The 22,117-nt window shown below is 71.8% G+C and carries 25 protein-coding genes; 7 read left to right on the plus strand and 18 right to left on the minus strand.

Features of this window, described 5'->3' with window-relative positions; translation table 11 throughout:
* Nucleotides 1–216 precede the first annotated feature (216 nt).
* Nucleotides 217–423 (plus strand): hypothetical protein, encoded by a 207-nt coding sequence (locus tag BN39_RS00365; protein ID WP_019200352.1) that lies wholly within the window; start codon nucleotides 217–219, stop codon nucleotides 421–423.
* Nucleotides 424–457: 34 nt separating this feature from the next.
* On the opposite strand, the gene manA is transcribed toward BN39_RS00365, so the two are convergent.
* The 4 genes from manA to BN39_RS00385 form a co-directional block, all read right to left on the minus strand.
* Entirely contained in the window at nucleotides 458–1,681 is a 1,224-nt protein-coding gene (gene manA, locus BN39_RS00370) for a mannose-6-phosphate isomerase, class I (protein ID WP_019200353.1), read from the minus strand.
* A complete protein-coding gene (locus BN39_RS00375) occupies nucleotides 1,681–2,793 on the minus strand; it encodes a hypothetical protein (protein ID WP_019200354.1) in 1,113 nt (370 codons plus the stop codon). The genes manA and BN39_RS00375 overlap by 1 nt, the downstream gene beginning before the upstream one ends.
* A gap of 34 nt (nucleotides 2,794–2,827) precedes the next feature.
* Entirely contained in the window at nucleotides 2,828–4,198 is a 1,371-nt protein-coding gene (locus BN39_RS00380; RefSeq protein WP_019200355.1) for a phosphomannomutase/phosphoglucomutase, read from the minus strand.
* A gap of 118 nt (nucleotides 4,199–4,316) precedes the next feature.
* Nucleotides 4,317–4,796, minus strand: a complete 480-nt coding sequence (locus tag BN39_RS00385) for a DUF3499 domain-containing protein (protein WP_051158783.1) — start codon at nucleotides 4,794–4,796, stop codon at nucleotides 4,317–4,319.
* 101 nt (nucleotides 4,797–4,897) lie between these two features.
* Between BN39_RS00385 and BN39_RS00390 the strand changes: the two genes are divergently transcribed.
* Complete coding sequence (locus BN39_RS00390) at nucleotides 4,898–5,389, plus strand: metallopeptidase family protein (protein WP_040765692.1); 492 nt, start codon at nucleotides 4,898–4,900, stop codon at nucleotides 5,387–5,389.
* A 12-nt stretch (nucleotides 5,390–5,401) separates the two neighbouring features.
* Here BN39_RS00390 and BN39_RS00395 read toward each other — a convergent pair whose 3' ends face one another.
* Nucleotides 5,402–5,728, minus strand: a complete 327-nt coding sequence (locus BN39_RS00395) for a WhiB family transcriptional regulator (protein WP_019200358.1) — start codon at nucleotides 5,726–5,728, stop codon at nucleotides 5,402–5,404.
* Nucleotides 5,729–5,966: 238 nt separating this feature from the next.
* Here BN39_RS00395 and cofD point away from each other — a divergent pair, with 238 nt between their 5' ends.
* From cofD to BN39_RS00410, 3 genes are read left to right on the plus strand one after another with little or no spacing between them, the layout of a single operon-like run.
* Nucleotides 5,967–6,998, plus strand: coding sequence for a 2-phospho-L-lactate transferase (cofD, locus tag BN39_RS00400; RefSeq protein ID WP_019200359.1), 1,032 nt, complete (start codon nucleotides 5,967–5,969; stop codon nucleotides 6,996–6,998).
* Nucleotides 6,995–8,347 (plus strand): coenzyme F420-0:L-glutamate ligase, encoded by a 1,353-nt coding sequence (locus tag BN39_RS00405; protein WP_019200360.1) that lies wholly within the window; start codon nucleotides 6,995–6,997, stop codon nucleotides 8,345–8,347. Before cofD ends, BN39_RS00405 begins: the two co-directional genes overlap by 4 nt.
* A 9-nt stretch (nucleotides 8,348–8,356) precedes the next feature.
* Complete coding sequence (locus tag BN39_RS00410) at nucleotides 8,357–8,914, plus strand: NUDIX hydrolase (RefSeq protein WP_019200361.1); 558 nt, start codon at nucleotides 8,357–8,359, stop codon at nucleotides 8,912–8,914.
* A gap of 125 nt (nucleotides 8,915–9,039) precedes the next feature.
* Here BN39_RS00410 and glgC read toward each other — a convergent pair whose 3' ends face one another.
* Nucleotides 9,040–10,257 carry a glucose-1-phosphate adenylyltransferase gene (gene glgC / locus BN39_RS00415; protein ID WP_040765694.1) on the minus strand — a complete coding sequence of 406 codons (1,218 nt, stop codon included), beginning with the start codon at nucleotides 10,255–10,257 and terminating at the stop codon, nucleotides 9,040–9,042.
* 178 nt (nucleotides 10,258–10,435) lie between these two features.
* Between glgC and glgA the strand changes: the two genes are divergently transcribed.
* Nucleotides 10,436–11,617 (plus strand): glycogen synthase, encoded by a 1,182-nt coding sequence (gene glgA / locus BN39_RS00420; RefSeq protein ID WP_019200363.1) that lies wholly within the window; start codon nucleotides 10,436–10,438, stop codon nucleotides 11,615–11,617.
* Here glgA and BN39_RS00425 read toward each other — a convergent pair.
* The 4 genes from BN39_RS00425 to BN39_RS00435 all read right to left on the minus strand — a co-directional run bounded on the left by BN39_RS00425 (nucleotide 11,614) and on the right by BN39_RS00435 (nucleotide 14,375).
* A complete protein-coding gene (locus tag BN39_RS00425) occupies nucleotides 11,614–12,504 on the minus strand; it encodes a putative RNA methyltransferase (protein ID WP_019200364.1) in 891 nt (296 codons plus the stop codon). The two genes, glgA and BN39_RS00425, sit on opposite strands and share 4 nt — an antisense overlap.
* Before the next feature lie 83 nt (nucleotides 12,505–12,587).
* Nucleotides 12,588–12,755 carry a DUF3117 domain-containing protein gene (locus tag BN39_RS22565; protein ID WP_081585864.1) on the minus strand — a complete coding sequence of 56 codons (168 nt, stop codon included), beginning with the start codon at nucleotides 12,753–12,755 and terminating at the stop codon, nucleotides 12,588–12,590.
* 110 nt (nucleotides 12,756–12,865) lie between these two features.
* Nucleotides 12,866–13,186: a DivIVA domain-containing protein gene (locus BN39_RS00430; RefSeq protein ID WP_019200366.1), complete on the minus strand. Its 321-nt coding sequence runs from the start codon at nucleotides 13,184–13,186 to the stop codon at nucleotides 12,866–12,868.
* A 7-nt stretch (nucleotides 13,187–13,193) separates the two neighbouring features.
* A complete protein-coding gene (locus BN39_RS00435; RefSeq protein ID WP_019200367.1) occupies nucleotides 13,194–14,375 on the minus strand; it encodes an erythromycin esterase family protein in 1,182 nt (393 codons plus the stop codon).
* 58 nt (nucleotides 14,376–14,433) lie between these two features.
* On the opposite strand from BN39_RS00435, the gene BN39_RS00440 reads away from it, so the two are divergent.
* Nucleotides 14,434–15,141 carry a MerR family transcriptional regulator gene (locus tag BN39_RS00440; protein ID WP_019200368.1) on the plus strand — a complete coding sequence of 236 codons (708 nt, stop codon included), beginning with the start codon at nucleotides 14,434–14,436 and terminating at the stop codon, nucleotides 15,139–15,141.
* Between the two features lie 10 nt (nucleotides 15,142–15,151).
* Here the strand turns inward: BN39_RS00440 and BN39_RS00445 are convergent, their stop codons facing one another.
* From BN39_RS00445 to dapE, 8 genes are all read right to left on the minus strand, one after another.
* On the minus strand, nucleotides 15,152–15,475 hold the full coding sequence (locus tag BN39_RS00445) for a transcriptional regulator (RefSeq protein ID WP_019200369.1): 324 nt from the start codon (nucleotides 15,473–15,475) through the stop codon (nucleotides 15,152–15,154).
* Entirely contained in the window at nucleotides 15,472–15,942 is a 471-nt protein-coding gene (locus BN39_RS00450; RefSeq protein ID WP_019200370.1) for a hypothetical protein, read from the minus strand. The genes BN39_RS00445 and BN39_RS00450 overlap by 4 nt, the downstream gene beginning before the upstream one ends.
* Before the next feature lie 66 nt (nucleotides 15,943–16,008).
* Nucleotides 16,009–16,944, minus strand: a complete 936-nt coding sequence (locus BN39_RS00455; protein ID WP_019200371.1) for a glucosyl-3-phosphoglycerate synthase — start codon at nucleotides 16,942–16,944, stop codon at nucleotides 16,009–16,011.
* Entirely contained in the window at nucleotides 16,941–17,819 is an 879-nt protein-coding gene (gene folP / locus BN39_RS00460) for a dihydropteroate synthase (RefSeq protein WP_040766261.1), read from the minus strand. The genes BN39_RS00455 and folP overlap by 4 nt, the downstream gene beginning before the upstream one ends.
* Before the next feature lies 1 nt (nucleotide 17,820).
* Nucleotides 17,821–19,680, minus strand: a complete 1,860-nt coding sequence (locus tag BN39_RS00465; RefSeq protein ID WP_019200373.1) for a long-chain-acyl-CoA synthetase — start codon at nucleotides 19,678–19,680, stop codon at nucleotides 17,821–17,823.
* Between the two features lie 9 nt (nucleotides 19,681–19,689).
* On the minus strand, nucleotides 19,690–20,238 hold the full coding sequence (locus BN39_RS00470; protein ID WP_019200374.1) for a TIGR00730 family Rossman fold protein: 549 nt from the start codon (nucleotides 20,236–20,238) through the stop codon (nucleotides 19,690–19,692).
* Entirely contained in the window at nucleotides 20,235–21,023 is a 789-nt protein-coding gene (locus BN39_RS00475; protein ID WP_019200375.1) for a TIGR00730 family Rossman fold protein, read from the minus strand. The genes BN39_RS00470 and BN39_RS00475 overlap by 4 nt, the downstream gene beginning before the upstream one ends.
* A 10-nt stretch (nucleotides 21,024–21,033) precedes the next feature.
* Nucleotides 21,034–22,110 carry a succinyl-diaminopimelate desuccinylase gene (gene dapE, locus BN39_RS00480; RefSeq protein ID WP_019200376.1) on the minus strand — a complete coding sequence of 359 codons (1,077 nt, stop codon included), beginning with the start codon at nucleotides 22,108–22,110 and terminating at the stop codon, nucleotides 21,034–21,036.
* Between the last annotated feature and the right edge of the window lie 7 nt (nucleotides 22,111–22,117).

The raw sequence follows: 22,117 nt of genomic DNA on the forward strand, positions 1-22,117 counted from the left end.
GGTCGCTCCCTCGACAGATGTATGACGATTCATCAAACACCACGCGCCCCACCGGACGGGGCATTTCGCCACCGATGGAAACCGATCCACCGGCCCGACCGGCCCATATCGGACACCCGGGGCGGGCCCGCGAACGCCGCAAGTTACCCGCGGGTGTTACCTGTCGGTACGTGAAAGTTGTTGGCGTACCGGCAAGTAACACTTACCGTCGGGCCTATGACCAAGACATTCGCTCACACCACGGACCAGACGGTCGCGCAGTTGCTCAAGATCGTCGAGGGTGGCGACGACGTGCTCCTCACCCGCGACGGGAAGCCGCTCGCGGTGCTCACGGCCGCGCTCCCCGCAGCGTCGGCGGTCTCCACGATGCAGACTTTCGACATCCCGGAGACGTTCTACGAGAACCTCCCCGGCGGCTACTGACGGCCCGCCGCGCGGGGGTCCGAGCCCCCGCGGATCAGTGACCGCCCACCAGGCTGCGGAAGAACTCCGCCGCCGGTGAGTGCGCGGTCACGATCACCCCAGGATCCGACGCCCCCATCCAGAGGCCGCTGCCCGCGTGGACGTCGACCGCCCGGCCCGCACTGCGGACCGTGATCGCACCGTCGGTCACGACCAGCAGTTGCGGGCCTCGTGCGTCCAGCTCGACGGACGCCGCCCGCTTGAGGGCCGTCCCGTCGAGCCGCACCCGTGACACCCGGAACTCCGGAGCGGGGGTCGAGAAGATCACCTCCGGGCCGACGGTCGACGTGCGGGGCGCCAGTTCCGACGGTGAGCGCGGGGTGAAGTCCAGCACCCGCAGCAGCTCCGGCACGTCGACGTGCTTCGGCGTGAGCCCGCCGCGAAGGACGTTGTCCGAGTTGGCCATCACCTCGACGGCAGCGCCACTGAGATACATGTGGAGGTTGCCCGCCGACAGGTACAGCGCCTGCCCCGGCTCGAGCACCACCCGGTTCAGCAGGAGCGCGGCGAGCACACCCGCGTCGTCCGGGTACCGCTCCCCCAGCGTGAGCGCGGTCTTGGCCTCGCCGCGGAACCGCTCCTCCCCGCTCTCCAGGTACCGCACGCAGCCGCCGAGCACCGCGGGCACGAGCTCCGCGAGCGCCGGCTGCGGGAGGGTGATCCACGTGGTCAGCAGGGCGCGCAGCCCCATGGAATCGGGCTGGCCGGAGAGCAGGCCGAGGTACGAGTCGAGCTCGGGCACGGCGAGCGCCCGCAGCAGGTCCATCGTGGCGACGGGGTCCCGGAACCCGGCCAGCGTCTCGAACCTGCTGAGCGCGATCACCACCTCGGGCTTGTGCGACGCGTCGCGGTAGTTGCGTTCGGGGGCGTCCAGCGGGATGCCCGCGGCGTTCTCCCGCGCGAAGCCCTCGGCGGCCTGCTCCCGCGACGGGTGCGCCTGCAACGACAGCGGCTCGTCGGCCGCGAGCACCTTCACCAGGTACGGCAGCCGGTCGCCGAACTCCTGGCGGCAGGCGGGACCGAGTTCGCCGTCGGGATCCGCGTCGATCTCGGTGAGCAGGTCCTGGCCGCCCTCGAAACGCGCGGGATCACCGGGATGCGCGCCGAACCACAGTTCCGCCTCGGGGTGCGCCGACGGCACGGACCGCCCCTGCATCGTGGCCAGAACCGTGCGCGAACCCCACGCGTACGGCCTGATCACGCCCTCGATCCGCTGCATCACGCCTCCCCCGTCAGGCGCCGGTAGACCGACGCCAGATCGAACCGTACCGCCAGCGCCAGCAGGTCCGTCGCGTCCGCGCGCTCCCCCTCGGCCTTCCGCGCGGCGTCGCCGTCCTCGTCGACCGCCAGGGCCTCGACGTCGGGCAGTGCCCGGAGCCGGGCCTCGACCATGGGCGCGCGCTCCTCGGCCGTGATGGCCAGCACGCGCAGCGGCGCCTGGGCGACCGGGCCGTCCAGGAACGGGTCGTGGAACAGCGGGTCCGCGGCGGCGCCGTCGCCGGCCCCCAGGGCGCCGCCCGACGGTGCCGAGGAGAGCTCGGGGGTCGCCAGTTCGACGTCGGCGAGGCCCACGGCGGCCACGACCTGGCCGCCCAGCGTGAGCGCCTGCGATGCGGCGTGCTCCGCGACCGCGAGCCCCGCCGCCGTGTCGGCCGTGAGGGCGACGCGCCGCCCGGCCATGCGGGCGGAGAGCCGCTTGGCCGGGTTCGATTCCACGTCGCGGTCGGGTGCGCCGCGCACGGCCTCCTCATCGAGCGATTCGGCCAGTTCGTGCAGGTAGCCCTCGCCCGGCGGTACGTCGCGCTCCTTGCCGCCGAGGCGGCCGAGAACCGCGAACAGGGCCGCTGCGACGCCGACGAAACCGAACCGCTCGGGGACGTGCAGCCGCGGCCCGAGGTCGATGGCCCGGCCGGCCGCGGCCTCGGCCACGGGGCCCTCCATGGGCACGGCGACCACGACGGAGGCGCCGCGACGGGTGGCGACGGAGACGGCCCGCGCGAGCGCGAGGTCGCCCGCGTCGAAACCGCAGACGACGACCACGTCGAGAGCGCCCACCCAGGGCGGAAGTTCGGTGGAGCGGACGAGGGGCACGTCGAGCCGACCGGCGGTGAGCGCTTCGACGAATCCGGCTGCGGCGGCGGCCGGTCCGGCCCCGCACACCACGACGACGGCGCGCGGCGCGAACCCGTCGAGCGGGGCGAGGGCGCCCTCGTCGACGAGGGACGCCACAGCGCGGACCTGCGCGCCCGCGAGGGCGGCGGCCCGAAGATGTCCGTTCACGTCGGCGGCGATCAGCCCGGCCGGATCATCGAGATCGGCCACGTCCGTCACGGTCTCCTCCTGTCTGCCCGCGCGGGAGGCGCGTTCAGGCACGTACGATCGCCAGGATCCGCTCGGTCAGCGCTTCCACCTCTTCCGGGCTCGCGGCCTCGACGTTCAGTCGCAGCAGGGGCTCGGTGTTCGACGCTCGGAGGTTGAACCAGGCGCCCGAAACCAACTGTACCGTCACGCCGTCCAGTTCATCGGTGCCTTGGATTTCGTCTGCGAAAGCATCGAGTACCGCCCGGGTGCGCCCGGCCTGGTCGGCCACCGTCGAGTTGATCTCGCCCGATGCCGCGTACCGGTCGTAGGCGCCCATGAGCTCCGAGAGCGGCGCGTCCTGCTCGCCGAGCGCGGCCAGCACGTGCATCGCCGCGAGCATGCCGGAGTCCGCGCCCCAGAACTCGCGGAAGTAGTAGTGCGCCGAGTGCTCTCCGCCGAACACGGCACCGGTCTCGGCCATCCGTGCCTTGATGAAGGAGTGGCCCACGCGGGTGCGCACAGCGGTGCCGCCGTTCTCGGCGATGATCTCGGGCACCGCCTTGGACGTGATCAGGTTGTGGATGACGGTGGCGCCGGGGCTCTTCGCGAGCTCGCGCTCGGCGACCAGCGCGGTGACCGCCGACGGCGAGACGGGCTCGCCCTTCTCGTCCACCACGAAGCAGCGGTCGGCGTCGCCGTCGAAGGCGAGGCCGATGTCGGCGCCCTGCTCCACCACGAACCGCTGCAGATCGACGAGGTTCTTCGGATCCAGCGGGTTGGCCTCGTGATTGGGGAAGTCGCCGTCCAGCTCGAAGAACAGCGCGCGCACGTCGAGGGCCTCGACGGGGCCCAACACGGAGGGAACGGTGAAGCCACCCATGCCGTTGCCGGCGTCCACGGCCACCCGCAGCGGCCGGGAACCGGAGAGGTCCACCAGCTTCCGCAGGTAGTCGCCGTACTCGTCGAGCACGTCGCGCTCGGACACCCGGCCGGGGGCACCGTCGTACGACGGGACCCCGTCGGCGACCTGCTCGGTGATGACGCCCAGCCCGGACTCCTGGCCCACCGGCTTGGCGCCGGACCGGCAGAGCTTGATCCCGTTGTAGGCGGCCGGGTTGTGCGAGGCGGTGAACATCGCGCCCGGGCAGTCGAGCACGCCGGAGGCGAAGTACAGCTCGTCGGTGGAGGCGAGTCCGATGAGGACGACGTTCACGCCCTGCGCTGTGACCCCCTCGGCGAACGCGGTGGACAGGGCGGGCGACGAATCGCGCATGTCGTGTCCCACGACGACCTCGCCGGCCCCCTCGCCGCGGACCAGCGCGCCGAAGGCGGCGCCCACGTCGCGGACGAAGTCGTCATCGATCTGCTCTCCGACGAGCCCGCGCACGTCGTACGCCTTGATGACAGCCTGCACCGACTCCAGCGGTCGCACCACGGCCCCATGACCTCCTAGTTGATACGCATGCGAGGACCCGGAACGGGCTCGCGCGGACGCCCCACCCTATCGGTTGCAGCTCGGAACTCCGACGTTCGGTGACGTTCCCCCGCGGTGCTCAGTCGACGGGATCGGGCAGCACCCGCAGGTGCCCGCGCCGGCCCGGCCGGGCAGCGTGCTTGGGCGGGCCGCCGACCGGCTGCGACGACGGGCTCGTGCGGGGCCCGGTGACTCCGTCGTGGACGGGACGCATGGCGCCGATCGGCGGGAGGGAGCGGATCGGCGAATCCGTCGGCGCCGCCTCGCTCATCGAGCGCGATGCGCCTTCACGGACGGTGTCGGCGAGGGCCGTGAGGTCGTCCTCGAGAGCGGTGTTGCCGACGGCCGCGGCGCTGTACGCCGGGAGGTTGCGGAGCATCTCCCAGCCGCGGGGCGCGGTCATCCGGCCGGCGTGGAAGTCGCAGAGGTCCCAGGAGTGCGGTTCGCTGGTGGTTCCGAGGGGCCCCAGCACGGCGATCGACTGGCTGTAGTCGAACGTCAGCGTGGCCACGGCGTGGTTTCGGCAGCCGGGGCGGCAGCACTGACGGACGGGGTTCACGCCAAGAAGGTTAACCCCTGGGTCGAGGGTTGGGTACCCCGACACACCGCAGGGCGCTCCACGGCCGCCTTATCGCCTCTCGCGACTAGACTGAGGAAACGATGAGAGCACGCTTGGACGAGCGCGCGCGGCGACGGCGGCGCGTGGCCAGGGATCGACGGGAGCGCGGGATGCGCGGCCTGCTGGTGCCGCGCGAGCTTCCGGCGCACCGCACGCGGACTCAGGACTTCGACGAGGTGGTGCTCGACGCGTACGCCGAGATCGACGTGCTGTGGCACGACAGGTTGACGGACCTGGACATCGCGGTGGACGACGTGCCCGGGATCCTGCCGCGCGACCCGGACGACGTGACGTGGCCCGATGAGGTGGAGGCGGACGGCCCGATCCCGCTGGCGCGGCTCGTTCCCGCCGGCATCGACCGGCGGGGCAACCGAACCCGCCCGCGGCTGATCCTGTTCCGGCGACCGCTACAGCGACGTGCGAAGACGGAGGCCGACCTGCTCGAGGAGATCCTCGCGATCCTGATTCACCAGATCAGCAATTACCTCGGCGTGACGGAGGAGATCCTCCTGGCCGGCCCGGACGCGACGTGATGCGACGGTCGGTCAGATGATGCCGCGCTTGAGCTTGCGGCGCTCGCGCTCGGACAGGCCGCCCCAGATGCCGAAGCGCTCGTCGTTGGACAGGGCGTACTCGAGGCACTCGTCACGCACCTCGCAGCCCAGGCAGATTCGCTTGGCTTCGCGCGTGGAGCCGCCCTTCTCGGGGAAGAACGCCTCGGGATCGGTCTGCGCGCACAGGGCACGGTCCTGCCACTGGTCCTCAATGGCCTCGTAGAGTTCCTCGAAACCTGTGGGCACCAGGCTCAGGTGTCCACGGTCGGACCCACCGGAGAAGCTTCCGAACGGTTCACGATGAGCGTCGATCGTCATCGGCCCGCCTCCCTCGTTGCTTTCGTGGTGTTCGTTGGTGTCTCGGATGGTGATGTGCCGTACGTCGTTCGATCACGACGCAGTGAATGACACGGTTGTGATTACACACGCGAACCGGCGCCACGTCAAGCTGAACCGGGAAATTAGCTAATACCACCCCTACCCTCAGAATCGGCACCTCGACACGTGGTTGAGATGTGATCCGCGTCATATCTCACGGGCGACTACCCTCGATCCGGTGAAGGTGACGGTGCTGGTGGGCGGTGTCGGCGGAGCGCGATTCCTGGAAGGGGCGCGCGAGAGGTTCGGAACCACGACGTTCCCGCCGCGGGCGGACGCCGCGCCGGGCGACGACTCCCCCGAGCACACGGTGACGGCGGTGGTGAACGTCGGGGACGACGCCTGGATGCACGGCGTCCGGATCTGCCCGGACCTGGACACGTGCATGTACACGCTCGGCGGCGGCATCGACACCGACCGGGGCTGGGGTCACCGCGACGAGACGTGGAACGCCAAGGAGGAGCTCGCGAAGTACGGCGCCGATCCCGACTGGTTCGGCCTCGGCGACCGAGACCTCGCGACGCACCTGATCCGCACCCGGATGCTGGCGGCCGGCTACCCGCTCACCGAGGTGACGGCGGCGCTGTGCAACCGCTGGCAGCCGGGCGTGCGGCTGTTGCCCGCCACCGATGCGCGACACGAGACGCACGTGGTGATCGCGGACCCCGATTCCGGAGACGGCGCGAAGAAGGCGATCCACTTCCAGGAGTGGTGGGTGCGCTATCGCGCCGACGTCGAGACGTTCGGGTTCGCGCAGGTCGGCGGCGGCGAGGGCGCTCCGGCCGGCGGGAAGGCGCAGGCGAGCGCCGCCGCGATCGCGGCGATCGAGGACGCCGACGTGGTGTTCCTCGCGCCGTCGAACCCCGTGGTGTCTGTGGGGGCGATCCTGTCGGTCGGCGGAATCCGCGCCGCGCTCCGGACGACGCGGGCCAAGGTCGTGGGGGTCTCCCCCGTGATCGGCGGCGCCCCGCTGCGCGGCATGGCCGATCGCTGCCTGTCGGTGCTCGGGCTCGAGACCAGCGCGCAGGCCGTCGGCGAGCACTACGGCGCCCGCAGCGGCAACGGCGTGCTCGACGGGTGGCTGGTCGCCGAGGAGGACGCCGGCGTCGCGGTCGACGGGGTCGCCGTCGCGGCGGTACCGCTGCTGATGAGCTCGCCGCGGGCCACCGCCGCGATGATCGACGCCGGCCTGGACCTGGTGGGCCTGTGAGCCGGCCGGGGCGCGACCACGGCGCCGGCTCGCTGGAGATCCTGCCGGTCCTGGGCATCGGCGAGGTCGAGCCGGGCGCGGACGTCGCGCGGCTGATCGCCGACGGTGCGCCGTGGCTCGCGGACGGCGACGTCGTGGTGGCCACGTCGAAGATCTTCTCCAAGTCCGAGGGACGCGTACTGGAGGCACCGTCCGACCCCGAGGAGCGGGACGCCTTCCGCCGCAGGCTGATCGCCGAGGAGTCGGTGCGGGTGCTGGCCACCCGGGGCCGCACGTGGATCACCGAGAACCGGCTGGGCGTCGTGCAGGCGGCGTCGGGCGTGGACGCGTCCAACGTCGCCTCGGACACCGTCGCCCTGCTGCCCGAGGATCCGGACGGTTCCGCGGCGACGGTCCGCGCGGGCCTGAAAGACCTTCTGGGCGTGGACGTCGCAGTGCTGATCACCGACACCATGGGCCGCGCGTGGCGCACGGGACAGACCGACGCCGCGATCGGCGCCGCGGGCATGGAGGTGCTGCACGCCTACGCGGGCGCCGTGGACGCGTACGGCAACGACCTGGTGGTCACCGAGATCGCGGTCGCCGACGAACTGGCGGCCGCGGCGGATCTGGTGAAGGGCAAGCTGGGCGGCGTGCCGGTGGCGGTGGTGCGCGGCTTCGAGACCCGCTCGCCCGCCGAGGGTTCCCCGCTCGCGAACGCCCGCGGGCTGGTGCGCCCCGGCGAGGACGATCTGTTCCACACCGGCGTCGACGCCGCGCGGCGGCAGGCGCTCCTCCTGCGACGCTCGGTGCGCGCCTTCGCCGACGAGCCGGTACCGGCGGACGATGTTCAGGCGGCCGTTGCGGAGGCCCTGACGGCCCCTGCGCCGCATCACACGCATCCCGTGAGGTTCGTGTGGGTCCGCGACCGCGAGCGCCGCACGAGGCTTCTGGACGCCATGAAGGCGGCATGGGCGGAGGATCTCTCCGGCGACGGGCGCACAGCCGAATCGGTGGCCAAGCGGGTCCGGCGCGGGCAGTTGCTCTACGACGCGCCGGAATTGATCCTGCCGTTCATGGTGCCCGACGGTGCCCACGCCTACCCCGACGCGCGGCGCACCGCCGCCGAGGAGACGATGTTCACGGTGGCGGTGGGCGCCGCGGTGCAGTCGCTGCTGGTGGCGCTGGCGGTGCGCGGGATCGGCAGCTGCTGGGTGGGCTCGACGATCTTCGCCGCCGACACCGTGCGCGAGGCGCTCGACCTGCCCTCCGACTTCCGGCCGGCCGGCGCGATCGCCGTCGGCTACCCGACCGAACCGGTCTCCCCGCGCGAGCCCCTACCGCCCGGAGAGATGCTGATCGAAAGGTAGTGTGAGGCCATGTCGTTCGCTTCGCTGCACAGCTCCACCGTCGACACCCTGGCCCGGTTCGACGCGCGCACCGATTCCGACGACGCGCTCCGGCACACCGTTCTGGCGTTCCTCGACGCGCAGCCCGACGCGTGCGCCCGGGCCAACGTACCGGGACACATCACCGCCTCCGTGGTGATCCTCAACGAGGCGCGTACCCACGTGGTGCTGACGCACCATCCGCGGGTCGGCGAGTGGCTGCAGCTCGGCGGGCACTGCGAGGACGAGGACGCGACGCTGGCCGACGCGGCCCTGCGCGAGGGGCTGGAGGAGTCGGGGCTGGCGGAGATCGCCGTGGACCAGGACCTGCTCACCCTGCACACGCACCCGATCACGTGCTCACTGGGCGTGCCGACCCGCCACCTGGACCTGCGGTTCCGGGCGATCGCCCCAGGTTCGGGCACACCGGAACTCGCGATCAGCGAGGAATCCAACGCACTGCAGTGGTGGCCCGTGGACGCGCTCCCCGCGTCCGCCGAGCACACCACCGTCGCCCATCAGGTGCGCGCGGCGCTCGCCCGCGGCTGACGCCCGGTCAGCGAGCCTCGGGTGCGGCTGCAGCCACGGCATGGCCAGCGAGCCGAAACCCTATGTGATGCACCACCACAGCGTCATGAGACCGAGCGCTCCCCCATGCCCGGCCGTGCCGGGCGTCAGCCGATACGCACACCCTTGCCGACGGTGACCACGCCACCCGACGAGACGGTGAACCGCTCGCGCTCCCGCTCCAGACTGACGCCCAGGATCTCGCCGCGGCCGACGACGACGTTCTTGTCCAGGATCGCCTTGCGCACCACGGCCCCCGGTTCCACCCGGACGCCCGGCATGAGGACGGACCCCTCGACGGTGGCACCGTCGCCGATGGTGACGTTGGCGCCGATCACCGAGTTCCGCACCGTCGCACCGGAGATGATGCTGCCGGCCCCGACCATGGACTCCTGGGCGAGGCCGCCCCGGGCGAACTTGGCGGGCGGCAGGTTGTCGTTCTCGCAGCGGATCGGCCACTGCCGGTTGTAGAGGTTGAAGATCGGGTAGACGGAGACCAGATCCATGTGCGCGTCGTAGAAGGCGTCGATCGTTCCCACGTCGCGCCAGTAGCCGGCGTCGCGCTCCGTGGCGCCCGGCACCTGGTTGTCGCTGAAGTCGTACACGGCGGCCTCGCCCCGCGCCACGAACGCGGGAATGATGTCGCCGCCCATGTCGTGATCGGAGTCGGTGTCCTCGGCGTCGGCCACGATCGCCTCGACGAGCGCCTTCGTGCTGAACACGTAGTTACCCATGGACGCGAACGTCACGTCCGGATCGTCGGGGGTACCCGGCGGGTCCGCGGGCTTCTCCAGGAACTGCGTGATCATCCCCGATTCGTCTGCCTCGATGCAGCCGAACGCCTTGGCCTCGGCGCGCGGCACGCGGATGCCGGCCACGGTGACTCCCGCGCCGGATTCGATGTGCGCCTGCACCATCTGCGACGGGTCCATCCGGTACACGTGATCAGCGCCGAACACCACGATGTAGTCGGGCTCGTCGTCGTGGATGAGGTTCATGGACTGGAAGATCGCGTCCGCGCTGCCCGTGTACCAGCGCTTGCCCACGCGCTGCTGCGCCGGGACGGGCGTGATGTACTCGCCGCGGAATCCGAACATCCGCCAGGTCTGGCTGATGTGCCGGTCCAGCGAGTGCGACTTGTACTGGGTGAGCACACACAATCGCTGGTACCCGGCGTTGACCAGATTCGACAGAACGAAATCGATCAATCGGTACGAGCCGCCGAACGGGACGGCGGGTTTCGCCCGGTCCGCGGTCAGCGGATAGAGGCGCTTGCCCTCGCCGCCGGCGAGGACGATTCCCAATACACGCGGCTGTCTGCTCACGGCGTCAACGCTATCCCCAAACGGGCACACCGTGCAGGGTTCCGCGACCTTCGATCCCCGGTGTGAACAACGCGCGCCCAATCGCAGGGAACCGTGCACCGAACCACAGGCGAACGGGCACCGTCTCCGTCGCCGGATTCGGGTGCGCGCGACGGGCGCACGCTCTACGGTTGGCGGCATGCGCGTCGCCATGATGACCAGGGAGTACCCGCCGGAGGTGTACGGCGGGGCGGGTGTCCACGTCACCGAACTCGTGCGTCGCCTCCGCGACCTGTGCACGGTGGACGTCCACTGCATGGGCGCACCCCGCCCGGACATGGACGACGTCACCGTCTCGGGTCCCGATCCCGAGCTCGCGGGCGCGAACACCGCGCTCGAGATGTTCTCCACGGACCTTCGCATGGCGAACCTCGCCGCCGGGGCCGACGTGGTGCACAGCCACACCTGGTACACCGGGCTGGCCGGGCACGTGGCGGGGCAGCTGTACGGCGTCCCGCACATCCTCACCGCGCACTCGCTGGAACCGCGCCGGCCCTGGAAGGCCGAGCAGCTCGGCGGCGGCTACCGGCTCTCGAGCTGGGCCGAGCGCAACGCCGTCGAGTACGCCGACGCGGTGATCGCCGTCAGCAGGGGCATGGCCGACGACGTGCTCGACGCCTACCCCCGGCTCGACGCCGCACGGGTGCACGTGGTGCGCAACGGGATCGACACCGAGGTGTGGCATCCGGTGGAACCGTTCGGGGAGGATTCCCCGCTGGCCGAGCGCGGCATCGATCCGAACCGCCCCATCGTCGCGTTCGTCGGCCGGATCACCCGGCAGAAGGGCGTCAAGCACCTCGTGGCCGCGGCGCACCGGTTCGATCCGGACGTGCAGCTGGTGTTGTGCGCGGGCGCCCCGGACACGCCGGAGATCGCCGCGGAGACCGCGGACGCGGTGGCCGTGCTGGCGGAGACCCGCGACGGTGTGCACTGGATCCAGGACATGCTTCCCACACCGAAGATCCGCGAGATCCTCTCGGCTGCAACGGTGTTCGTCTGCCCGTCGGTCTACGAACCGCTGGGCATCGTGAACCTCGAGGCGATGGCGTGCGGAACCGCGGTGGTCGCATCGGATGTCGGAGGCATCCCCGAGGTGGTCGACGACGGCGTCACCGGAACCCTGGTCCACTACGACGAGGCGGACACCGCCGCGTTCGAGACGGCGCTCGCGGAGGGCGTCAACGCCCTGTGCGCGGACCCGGCTCGAGCGGCGACGTTCGGCACCGCGGGCCGCGAGCGGGCCATCGCCGAGTTCAGCTGGGAGACGATCGCCGGCCAGACCCTCGACGTGTACCGGCACACGCTGGCGGAGCGGGCCTAGCCGACGCCGGAACCGACGCCGGCTCCGGCTCCCGCCCGCAATCGGTACACGCTGACGGTCCCGGACGCCGTCACCGCCGCGGTCCCGTCCCGGGCCAGTTCGGCGAGGGCGGCCGCGCGGGAATCGGGCGAGCCGTGGTGCGCGCTCGGCCCCATCGCGACGAGGTCAGCCGCGGCCTCCGCGGTCAGGTCCATGATCCATTCGTGCCCGTCGCGGGCGATCAGCTCGAAGTCGTGCAGCGCACCGTCGAGCCTGGCCACCTTGCCGTCCTCGACCGAGATCATCCCGAGCGGCCCCACGAGTTCCTCGAGGTGCCGCCCGGTGGGGGTGAGCACCACCAGGAGCCCTCCGGGGGCGAGTATCCGGGCGAACTCACGGGCGTTGCGCGGGGCGAACACCGACAGCACCGCCCCGACGGCGCCGTCGCCCACCGGCAGCCGCTCCCAGCCGTTCGCCACGATCGAGCCGATCGACGGCCCCCTCCGGGCCGTGCGCCGCGCGCCGGGTTTCGACAGGTCGAGCCCGATGCCGGTGCCGCCCCGCGCGGCGACGGCGCGGGCGAGGTACTCCCCCTCGCCGGCTCCGCAGTCCAGGACGGGCCCGGACGCGGCGGGCGACTGCGCGGCGGCGCCGGCGACCGCGGCGTGGAACCGCTCGTAGTGGCCGGTCGCGAAGAACCGTTCGCGTGCGGCGATCATGTCCGCGTCGTCCGCGGTCAGGCCGCCCGCGTTACCCGCGAGCAGCGTGACGTAGCCCTGGCGCGCCACGTCGAAGACGTGCCCCCGTGCGCACAGCAGGGTGCCGCCGTCAGGATCGAACGGGGTGCCGCAGTGCGGGCACGCGAGCGCGGGCAGGACTGCGGCGAGGCCGGGCGGTACGTCCACCATGGTGACTCCCGAGACGAGCAGATCCCGCGCGGGAAGCCCGCGCGGGATCTGCTGATGGAACTTCTGTGACGGATGGCCCGACCTCAGGAGGTGACGCCGCGCAGCTCCTCGCCGAGTGCGGCCGCCTCATCGGCGGTGAGCTCCACGACGAGGCGTCCACCACCCTCGAGTGGAACGCGCATCACGATGCCGCGTCCCTCCTTGGTCGCCTCCAAGGGGCCGTCCCCCGTACGTGGCTTCATCGCCGCCATCCGTTGCTCCCTTCAGATCCCTTCACCCGACCGGGCGAGGCCCGGACGAGTCCGCAGTACATTCTAGCCTGTGCGCTGCGAGGATCGTTCACGCAGCGGTCGACCGGTCTCTATTCGTCCCCGTCGGCGGTATCGGCCGACGCGGCGGCGGCGTCCCGCTCGACGGCCAGTTCCGTGCGCAGCGCATCGATCTCGCGTGCGAGCCGTTCGAGCGCCCAGTCCACCTCGGCGGGCTTGTACCCGCGGACGACCTGTTGGAATCGCAGTGCGCGGACGTCCACTCCGGTCACGTCCTCGGCGGGGAGCACGGTGGGCGTGGCCCCCGTCTCCAACGGTGGGGTCTCGTCCCCGCGCCCGAACACGAGCGCGGCCACGCCGTACAGCACCGCGGCGACGGCGAGCAGTCCCAGGACGTACAGCACGATCACCATGGGGCCATCATGCCCGAACCTCCTTGAGGAACAGCACACCGTCGGCCTCGGCGAGGTGCTCGGCCTCGAGCGGGAAGTACGCGCCGTGCGCGTCCCGGTCCGGCCGGGTCGCGGTCCCGCGCAGGCGGAGCGCCAGGTCGGAGCCCCGGTGGAGGAACGCGTTCGGCCCCTGCGCCCGGTAGAGCTCGCCTTCGACGGTGCCGGGCGCCGGCACGCCGAGTCCGTGGGCGGGCGCGGCGCCGACGTCCATGGCGACGAACCGGTACCCGCCGCCGAGCAGGGCCTCGGCGACCGCGCCGCCGCCGTACCACCACAGCTGATGCGGGCCCATCCGCATCCCACTCAACTCGCGCTGCAGGTGCCGGTTGTGGGCGAGGACGACGGTGCCGCCGCGCGGCGCCTCGCGCTCCTCGATCGCCACGAGGTTGTCCGCCATCATCGCGTCCCGCTGCGCGATCAGGCGGCTGAGCCGCTCGGGACCGTCCGTCGCCATCATCGCGTGGTACCGCAGCAGCCCCACCGCGGTGCGCGCGTCCGCCAGGACGTGGAACCAGGCGTCCGGCGACGGTGCCAGGCGCGGTGCGGAGGCGTCCAGGACGGCGCACAGGTCGTCGGCGATGAGGCGCAGCCGGTCCGCCTCGGCGGTGCGCCCGACGGAGCGTTCGGCCTCGTACATCGCCCGCTCCTCGGTCCACCGCTCGTCCGGGCCGGCCAGCCGCTCGATCTCCTCCGCGCTGCTCGGCACCCGGTCGTCGATCCCGGCGAGCGCGGCGTGCAGCCGCAGCAGGTACGCCCGCGGGCCGGGCGCCGCGGCCATCTCCATCGGCCCGTCGAACCCGTAGAACCGCACGGGAACCTCCAGGGTGCGGTTCACCTCCCGCAGCCACCTGAGCAACTCCCGCGTGGCCTCGCGGGTGTGCACGAACACGTGGCTGAAGCCCTCGGCGAGGGCGCGTTCGAGGTCCACGTCGCCGCCCCGGATGTACTCGTCGACGAGCGGGGCCGCGTGGAAGTCCGACTCGACGGCGATCGAGCGGTAGCCGGCGCGGAGCACCAGATCCTCGATCACCGCGTTGCGGGCGCGCAGGACGTCCTCCGAGCCGTGCATGGGCTCGCCGAGGGCGAGAAGGCGGGTCGGGGTGGGCAGGTCGTCGAGGAAGGCGGGCAGGTCGATTGCGTTCTCCGTCATTCCTTCAACGGTATCGTTGAAGAATCGGTTGAAACTTTGATCGGAAACACCTGGATCCATGGCTGAAAACCCTCGAACCGTTCTGCGGCCCGTCGACCTGGCGCGGCCGCACGGCCTCTCGACGCAGGCGATCCGGAACTACGAGGACCAGGGCATCCTGCCCGCGGCGGCGCGCACCCCGTCGGGCTATCGCGCGTACGGGCCGCAGCACGCGCGGGCACTGGCCGCCTTCCTCGCGCTGGTGCCCGGGTGCGGTCACGCACGCGCGGGCGCCGTCCTCCGCACCCTGCACCGCGGCGACGCCGACGGGGCGTTCGCGCTCCTGGACGAGGCGCACGAGGAGCTGGCGGGCGACCGGGCGACGCTGCGCCGGGTCCGTTCGGCGCTCGCCGGGCTCGCGGCGCCCGACGGTGCCGGCGCCGGACCCGAGCTCTTCGTCGGCGACGTCGCCCGGCTGATCGGGGTGGTGCCCGCGACGCTGCGGGCGTGGGAGCGCGAGGGGATCGTGGCGCCGCGGCGCGACCGCGCGACGGGGTACCGCGTGTTCTCGCAGTCCGACCTGCGCGATGCGCGGATGGCGCAGCAGCTGCGGCGCGGCGGATTCGGGCTCGGACACATCGCGACGCTCACCCGGCGAGTGCGGGAGGCGGGCGGCGTGGAGCCGCTGCGGGAGACTCTCGACGCGTGGCAGGGTGCCCTCACCGCGCGCGGCCGGGCGCTGGTGGCGGGGGCCGCGGCGTTGGACGCGTTCCTACGCGCCGCCTGAGCTCCCGCGGTCAGGCGCCCCCGGCGATCGCGCGCAGGGCCGCGAGGTGTTCCTCGAAGGCCCTGCGCCCCCGGGCGGTGAGCGAGAGCCAGGTGCGCGGGCGCTTCCCCACGTACCCCTTCTTGACCTTGACGTAACCCGCGGCCTCCAACTGCGCCGCCTGTTTCGAGAGCACCGAATCGGAGACTTCCACGGTGTCGCGGACGGCCGCGAACTCGGCGTTCTCCACCTTCGCCAGGGCCGCCACGATGGAGAACCGGACGGGGGCGTGGATCACCTCGTCGAGCCTGTGCCGGGCGTGGGTTCCGCCCTGCGCCCCGGGCGTTCCCGTCATCGCGCGTCGAGCTTCGAGATCGACCGCGCCGCCAGCAGGGCGGGCGTCACCGCCGCGACGGCGGCGAGGATCGTCCACGTCCAGCCGATGGCGGCGTCGCCGCGCACGGATTGGAGCGCCACGTAGGCCGCGTAGATCAGCATGGTCGCCGCGAGCCCCAGGTTGTACCGCAGCGTGAAGCCGCGCGGCGATGCGGAGGCGCGGCGCATGGTGATCACGGCGACCATGATGGCCACCAGGTACAGCGCCATCGCGACGACCATCCCGCCGGCACGGAACCAGGTGGGCGCCTCCGGGTTCCCGACGGTCAGCCGGAGCGCGGGGATCAGCAGGCCCACCGCGACGGCGATGCCGATCAGGCCGCGCTCGAGACGCTCGCGGTCCGACACGGTTGCGACGGTGAGGCCCTCGGCCTCCGCGAGTGTCCTGCGCGCCTCATCGGGCGTCGGATGCGCGTACTCGTTCACGGCGGGCCTCCTCGGTCGGGTCCCACCACCTTAGAAACTACTTTCCACTCCGTCAAGTACTTGCCGTTAGGGCGCGCGGAACGAGGCGACCGGTGGCCGGTCCTCCAGTTCCACGTCGGTGGAGACGGCGGTGAACCGGTCGTCCGGCCCCGGCTCCACCAGGTACTGGGTGATGCCCACGCCCGAGTCCTCGATCCCGCACCGGCGCAGCGCCGTTCCCATGATCTGCCGGCTCATCACGCCCAGGTCCCGGAGGTCGCGGTTGCGATGCTTGCGCACCGAGAGGTTGACCTGCGCGATCCCGCCGAGGCCGTACCGCGATTCCGCGTCGAGCAGTAGGCCGATCTCCACGCCGTAACCGGGTGCGAACGGCACGGACTCGAGGAACTCCCGGGTCCCGGCGTACTCGCCGCCCAGCGGCTGCACGATCGTCCGCAGCGACGGGCGCAGTGCCGCGAGCAGGGGGCGCGCGACGAGCTCGGTGACGCGGCCTCCCCCCGTCGGGTCCTCGCCCGCCTTGAACACGCGCAGCGGCCGCCGGTAGTAGGCCTTGACCAGGTGCACATCGGAGTGGAACAGCATGGGGCCCAGGAGCCGCGGCACGTACCGCGGGTCCGGCTCGATGAGATCGGAGTCCACGAAGGCGATGAGGTCCCCCGTCGACGCCGCGACCCCGCGCCACAGCGCCTCGCCCTTCCCGGGGGCCGGTGGCACGCCCGGGATCGCCTCCTCGCGGCTGATCACGGCGGCGCCCGCGGCGCGCGCCCGCTCGGCGGTGGCGTCCGTGGAACCGGAGTCCAGCACGATCAACTCGTCGACGAGCGTCCCCACGAGGGGCTCGATCGTGGCGACCACGTCACCGACCGTCGCCTCCTCGTTGAGCGCCGGAAGCACCACGGAGACGGTGCGCCCCCGCTTGGCCGCGACGAGCTCGTCCAGGGACCACGACGGTTCCGCGAAGACGCGCTCGCTGGTCCGCGCGGGCTCGGAAGCCCCGCTCACGCCAGCCCTCGCACCACGCGGGCGGGCGGGCGGTGGCCGTCGATGGAGGCCACCATCTCGACCACCCTGCGGGTGTCGGCCACCTGGTGCACCCGGAACATGCGGGCGCCCGCGTGGGCGGCGAGCGCCGTCGCGGCGAGCGTTCCGGCGACCCGCTCCTCGAGCCCGGCGTCGAGGGTCTCGCCGATGAAGTCCTTGTTGGACAGGGCCATCAGGACCGGCCACCCGGTGTCCACCAGGGTTCCGAGGTGCCGCAGCAGCGCGAGTCCGTGGTGGGTGTTCTTCCCGAAGTCGTGCGTGGGGTCGATCACGATGCCGTCCTCCCGCACCCCCGCGGCGTAGGCGGCCTCCGCGGCGGCGAGAAGCGTCTCGCGCACATCGGCCACCACGTCCGGGTAGCGCACGCGGAAGGGCCGCGAGCGCGGGACGGCTCCCCCGGTGTGCGAGCAGACGAGCCCGGCGCCGGTGGCCGCGGCCACGCGCGGCAGGTCCGGATCGGCACCCGCCCAGGTGTCGTTGATGAGATCCGCCCCCGCGTCCACCGCGGCCTCGGCGACGGCGGAGCGCCAGGTGTCGACGCTGATCAGCAGGTCCGGATGCCTGTCCCGGACCTGGGCGATGAACGGCACCGTGCGGGCGATCTCCTCGGTGGCACCCACGTGCTCGCCGGGGCCGGCCTTGACGCCGCCCACGTCCACCACGTCTGCACCTTCGGCGACGGCGGCGTCCACGCGCTCGAGCGCCGCGTCCACCGCGAAGTAACTACCGCGGTCGTAGAACGAATCCGGCGTGCGGTTGATGATGGCCATGACGAGGGCCCGATCCGTGGGGACCGGGCGGCCGCACACCGTGTCTCGCACCCCGGGCGTCACCATGTCAGTCGCGTCCCGGCGAGCCGGGAACTCCACGCCCCGGCGAGCCGGGAATTCCACGCAGGTCCGGGACCTTGGCCGCGGCGACGTCGTCGGCGAAACCGTCGTAGGCCGGGACGAAACCATCGGCGCCGCCGACGAACACGTACAGCGGATCCTCGCCCGTGTCCGCGAAGCCCTGCTTGCGGAGGTCGCCCTTGAGGCTCTTGAAGGTGGAGGTGACCTCCAGGCTCGGGACGATCCGAACGTACAGCGGGATCGCGTAGCCGGGCAGGCGATCCCGGAGCTCCGTGGCGAGCGCCGCACCGTCGAACCCCCAGCCCTCGGCCAGCTTGACGGCCGCCATCCCGGCCTTGCCGTCCGCGCCGGGGATCGCGACGCCGTACACGATGGCGCCCTCCACCTGGCCGGCCTCGTCGAGCGCGCCCTCCACCTCGGTGGTGGCCACGTTCTCGCCCTTCCAGCGGAAGGTGTCGCCGAGCCGGTCCACGAACGCGATGTGGTCGAAGCCCTGGGCGGTGACCACGTCGCCCGTGTTGAACCACACGTCGCCGTCCTTGAAGCCGTCGCGGATCAGCTTGGCGTCGTTGGCCTTCCCGTCCGTGTACCCGTCGAACGGCGCCGACTTGGTGATCTTGGTGAGCAGGAGGCCGTTGTGCCCCTTCTTGACCCGGGTGAGCCTGCCGTTGCCGTCGCGCACCGGGCCCGCGGTGTCGATGTCGTACTCCACCACGGCGTGCGGGAGGGGGCACAGGCCCACAGTGCCCTTGATGTTGAAGACGTTGACGAAGGCGATGTTCGTCTCGCTGGCGGCGTAGAACTCCATGATCCGCTCGATGCCGAAGCGCTCCTGGAACTCGCTCCAGATCTCCGGGCGCATGCCGTTGCCCGCGGCCACGCGGATGGTGTTGGACTTGTCGCTCGGCTTCGCCGGCTGGTTGAGCAGGTAGCGGCAGATCTCGCCGATGTAGATGAACATCGTGGCCGCGTTCTCGTTCGCCTCGTCCCAGAACCTCGACGCGGAGAACTTGCGGCCGACGGCCAGCGTCGCACCGGAGACCAGCACCGAACCGAGGGCCACGAGCGCGGCGTTGTTGTGGTACAGCGGAAGCGGGCAGTACATGACGTCGTCGGGCCGCATCCGGACGGCGGTGGCGCCGAAGCCCGACATGCCCTTGAGCCATCGGTAGTGCGTCATGATCGACGCCTTCGGCATGCCGGTGGTGCCCGAGGTGAACACGTAGAAGGCGCGCGTGCTCGCCGGCAGGGTCGCTGTCACGGGCGGGTTCTCGGTGGCCGCCGAGTCCTGCGCGCGCACCTCGCGCGCCTGCCGCGCGAGCTCCTCGACGGTGAGCAGCACCCCGTCGGCCGGCTTGTCTGCGTCGTCGAGCGAATCGAACGCCTCGAGGTCCTCCTCGTCGGTGACGATCGTGCCGGTGTCGAGGATCTTCAGGCTGTGCGCGAGCACCGCGCCGCGCTGGTTGTAGTTGACCAGGCCCGCGGTGGCGCCGACCTTCACGATGGCCAGCATCACCAGGACCATCCGGGGGTGGTTGTGCATGACCACGCCCACCACGTCCCCCACCTTGACGCCGCGGCGCTGCAGCACCCGGGCGTAGGTGTTGACGGTGGCGTTGGCCTCGCCGTAGCTGATGCCCTCGCCCTGGAAGCGCAGGAAGTCGCGGGACGGGTTCTTCGCGGCCCGCTTCTGGAAGACGGTGCCGATGGTCTCCCTGCTGTTCTGCGTCCGCAGCAGGATCGACGGTCCCTCCTTGACGAGAAGCGGGAGATCGGGGACCAGTTTGCCGACGCCCTTGGCGAGATCGGCGATGCCGACGGTGCTGTTCTTCTGCGCGGAACTCACAGCGCGAGCCTACCGTGCAGGGGTTCCGCCCCGGCACGCGTCGACGGCGTCCGTGACGGTCGTCGCACGGTGCAGTCGGGCCAGGGCGGGCGCGCCGACGAAACCCCGCTCGGCCAGGCGGTCGATCCAGTCCAGCAGCGGCGCGTAGAACCCGTCGTGGTCGAGGACCACCACGGGCTTGTCGTGCATCGACAGGTACCCCGCGGTCCACGCCTCGAAGAACTCCTCGAGGGTGCCCACGCCGCCCGGCAGCACGAGGAACGCCTCGGCGTTGTCGTCCATGAGCTGCTTGCGCTCGCGCATCGTGTCCACCACGAGAAGTTCGTCGGCGCCGTGGTCGGCGACCTCGCGGTCGACGAGGGCGGTGGGGATGACGCCCAGGGTGTGCGCGCCTCCCTCCCGGGCCGCGCGTGCCACCGCGCCCATCATGGAGACGTGGCCGCCGCCCCACACCAGCGAGTCGCCGCCGGCGGCGATGGCCGCGCCGACGTCCTCGGCGAGGCGGATGTAGTCGTCGGGGACGGCGCGCGAGGCGCAGAACACCGCGATCGCGGTCACGAGGGATCCTCCGGGGTCACTTCGGCCTCGCGGGCCGCATCGGCGCGCAGGATGATGTCGATCGCGTCCTCGACGGAGTCCGTCACGGTGAGCAGGTCCGCATCGCCGGGCGAGACCATGCCCTGTTCGGTGAGGGTGCCGCGGATCCAGTCCACGAGCCCGCCCCAGTACTCCGAGCCCAGCAGCACGATCGGGAATCGGGTCACCTTGCGGGTCTGGACCAGCGTGAGCGCCTCGAAGAGCTCGTCCAGCGTGCCGAAACCACCAGGGAGACAGACGAAGGCCTGCGCGTACTTGACGAACATCGTCTTGCGCACGAAGAAGTAGCGGAAGTTGATGCCGAGGTCGACCCAGTCGTTGAGCCCCTGCTCGAAGGGCAGCTCGATGCCGAGGCCCACGGACAGCCCGTCGGCGTCCTTGGCGCCGCGGTTCGCGGCCTCCATGGCCCCCGGGCCGCCGCCGGTGATCACGGCGTACCCGGCGCGGACGAGGGCCGCACCGAGCTCGCGCCCGATCGCGTACTCGGCCGAATCGGGCTTGATCCGCGCGGAACCGAACACCGTGACGGCGTCGGGCAGCTCGGCGAGAGCGCCGAACCCCTCCACGAACTCGGCCTGGATCCGCATGACCCGCCAGGGGTCGCGGTGCAACCAATCGGCGTCGTCCGCGTTGGCCAGCAGCCGCTGGTCCGTGGTCGACGATTCCGCCGCCGCGACGCCCTGCACGCGGACGGGGCCGCGATAGCGGAGATAGTGCGGGTCGTCGGGCTTGAAGTCCGCTGCCATGCCGCCCAACCTACCCAGCGAGGAAGGCGCGCAGGACGGCGGCCACCTCGGTGATCTGCGCGGTCTCCACCTGCTCGTCCCGCTTGTGCGCGTAGTTCGGGTCGCCGGGGCCGAAGTTCACGGCGGGAACGCCGCGGGCGGCGAACCGCGACACATCGGTCCAGCCGTACTTCGCGCGGAACCGCCCGCCCGCCGCCTCGACGAGCTTCGCGGCAGCGGGCGCGCTCAGTCCCGGGAGGGCACCGGGTGCGGCGTCGGTGATCTCGACCGCGAGTGCCGCGTCGGCGATCGGGCCGGCCAGCACCTCGCGGACGTGGGCCACGGCCTCGTCGACCGAACGGTCCGGGGCGAAGCGGAAATTGACGTCGACGAAGGCCTCGTCGGGCACCACGTTCCCGGCGACCCCGCCCTCGACCTTCACCGCAGACAGGCCCTCGCGGTACTCGCAGCCGTCGATGTCCACCGTGCGCGCCCGGTAGGACTGGAGCGCGGTGAGCACCGGACCGAGTTTGTGGATCGCGTTGTCCCCCAGCCAGGACCGGGCGCTGTGCGCGCGCGTGCCGGAGGCGCTGATGCGCAACCGGATCGTGCCCTGACAGCCGGCCTCGATGAGCCCACCGGACGGTTCGCCGAGGATCGCCACGTCCGCCGCGAGCCAGTCCTCGAGTTCGCGCTCGATGCGCCCGAGCCCGTTGAACTTCGAGGCGATCTCCTCGCATTCGTAGAAGATCAGCGTCACGTCGTAGGCGGGCTCGGCCATCGTGGCGGCGAGGTGGAGGAAGACCGCGTCACCGCTCTTCATGTCGACGGTGCCGCAGCCGTGCAGAATTCCGCCCTCCCGCCGGCTCGGGACGTTGTCGGCGATCGGCACGGTGTCGAGGTGGCCGGCGAGGATCACGCGCTGCGGCAGGCCGCGGTTCGTGCGGGCGAGCACGTTGTTCCCCACCCGGAGCACCTCGAAGCGGTCCAGCGCCCGGAGCGCGGCCTCCACCTCGTCGGCGATCCGCTGCTCGTCGCGGCTCACGCTGGGGATGTCGACCAGCGCTGCGGTCAGGTCGATCGGGTCGGCTGCGAGATCCAGAGTCACCCGGACA

The organism is Tsukamurella sp. 1534 (assembly GCF_000312385.1).
Classification (GTDB): Bacteria; Actinomycetota; Actinomycetes; order Mycobacteriales; family Mycobacteriaceae; genus Tsukamurella.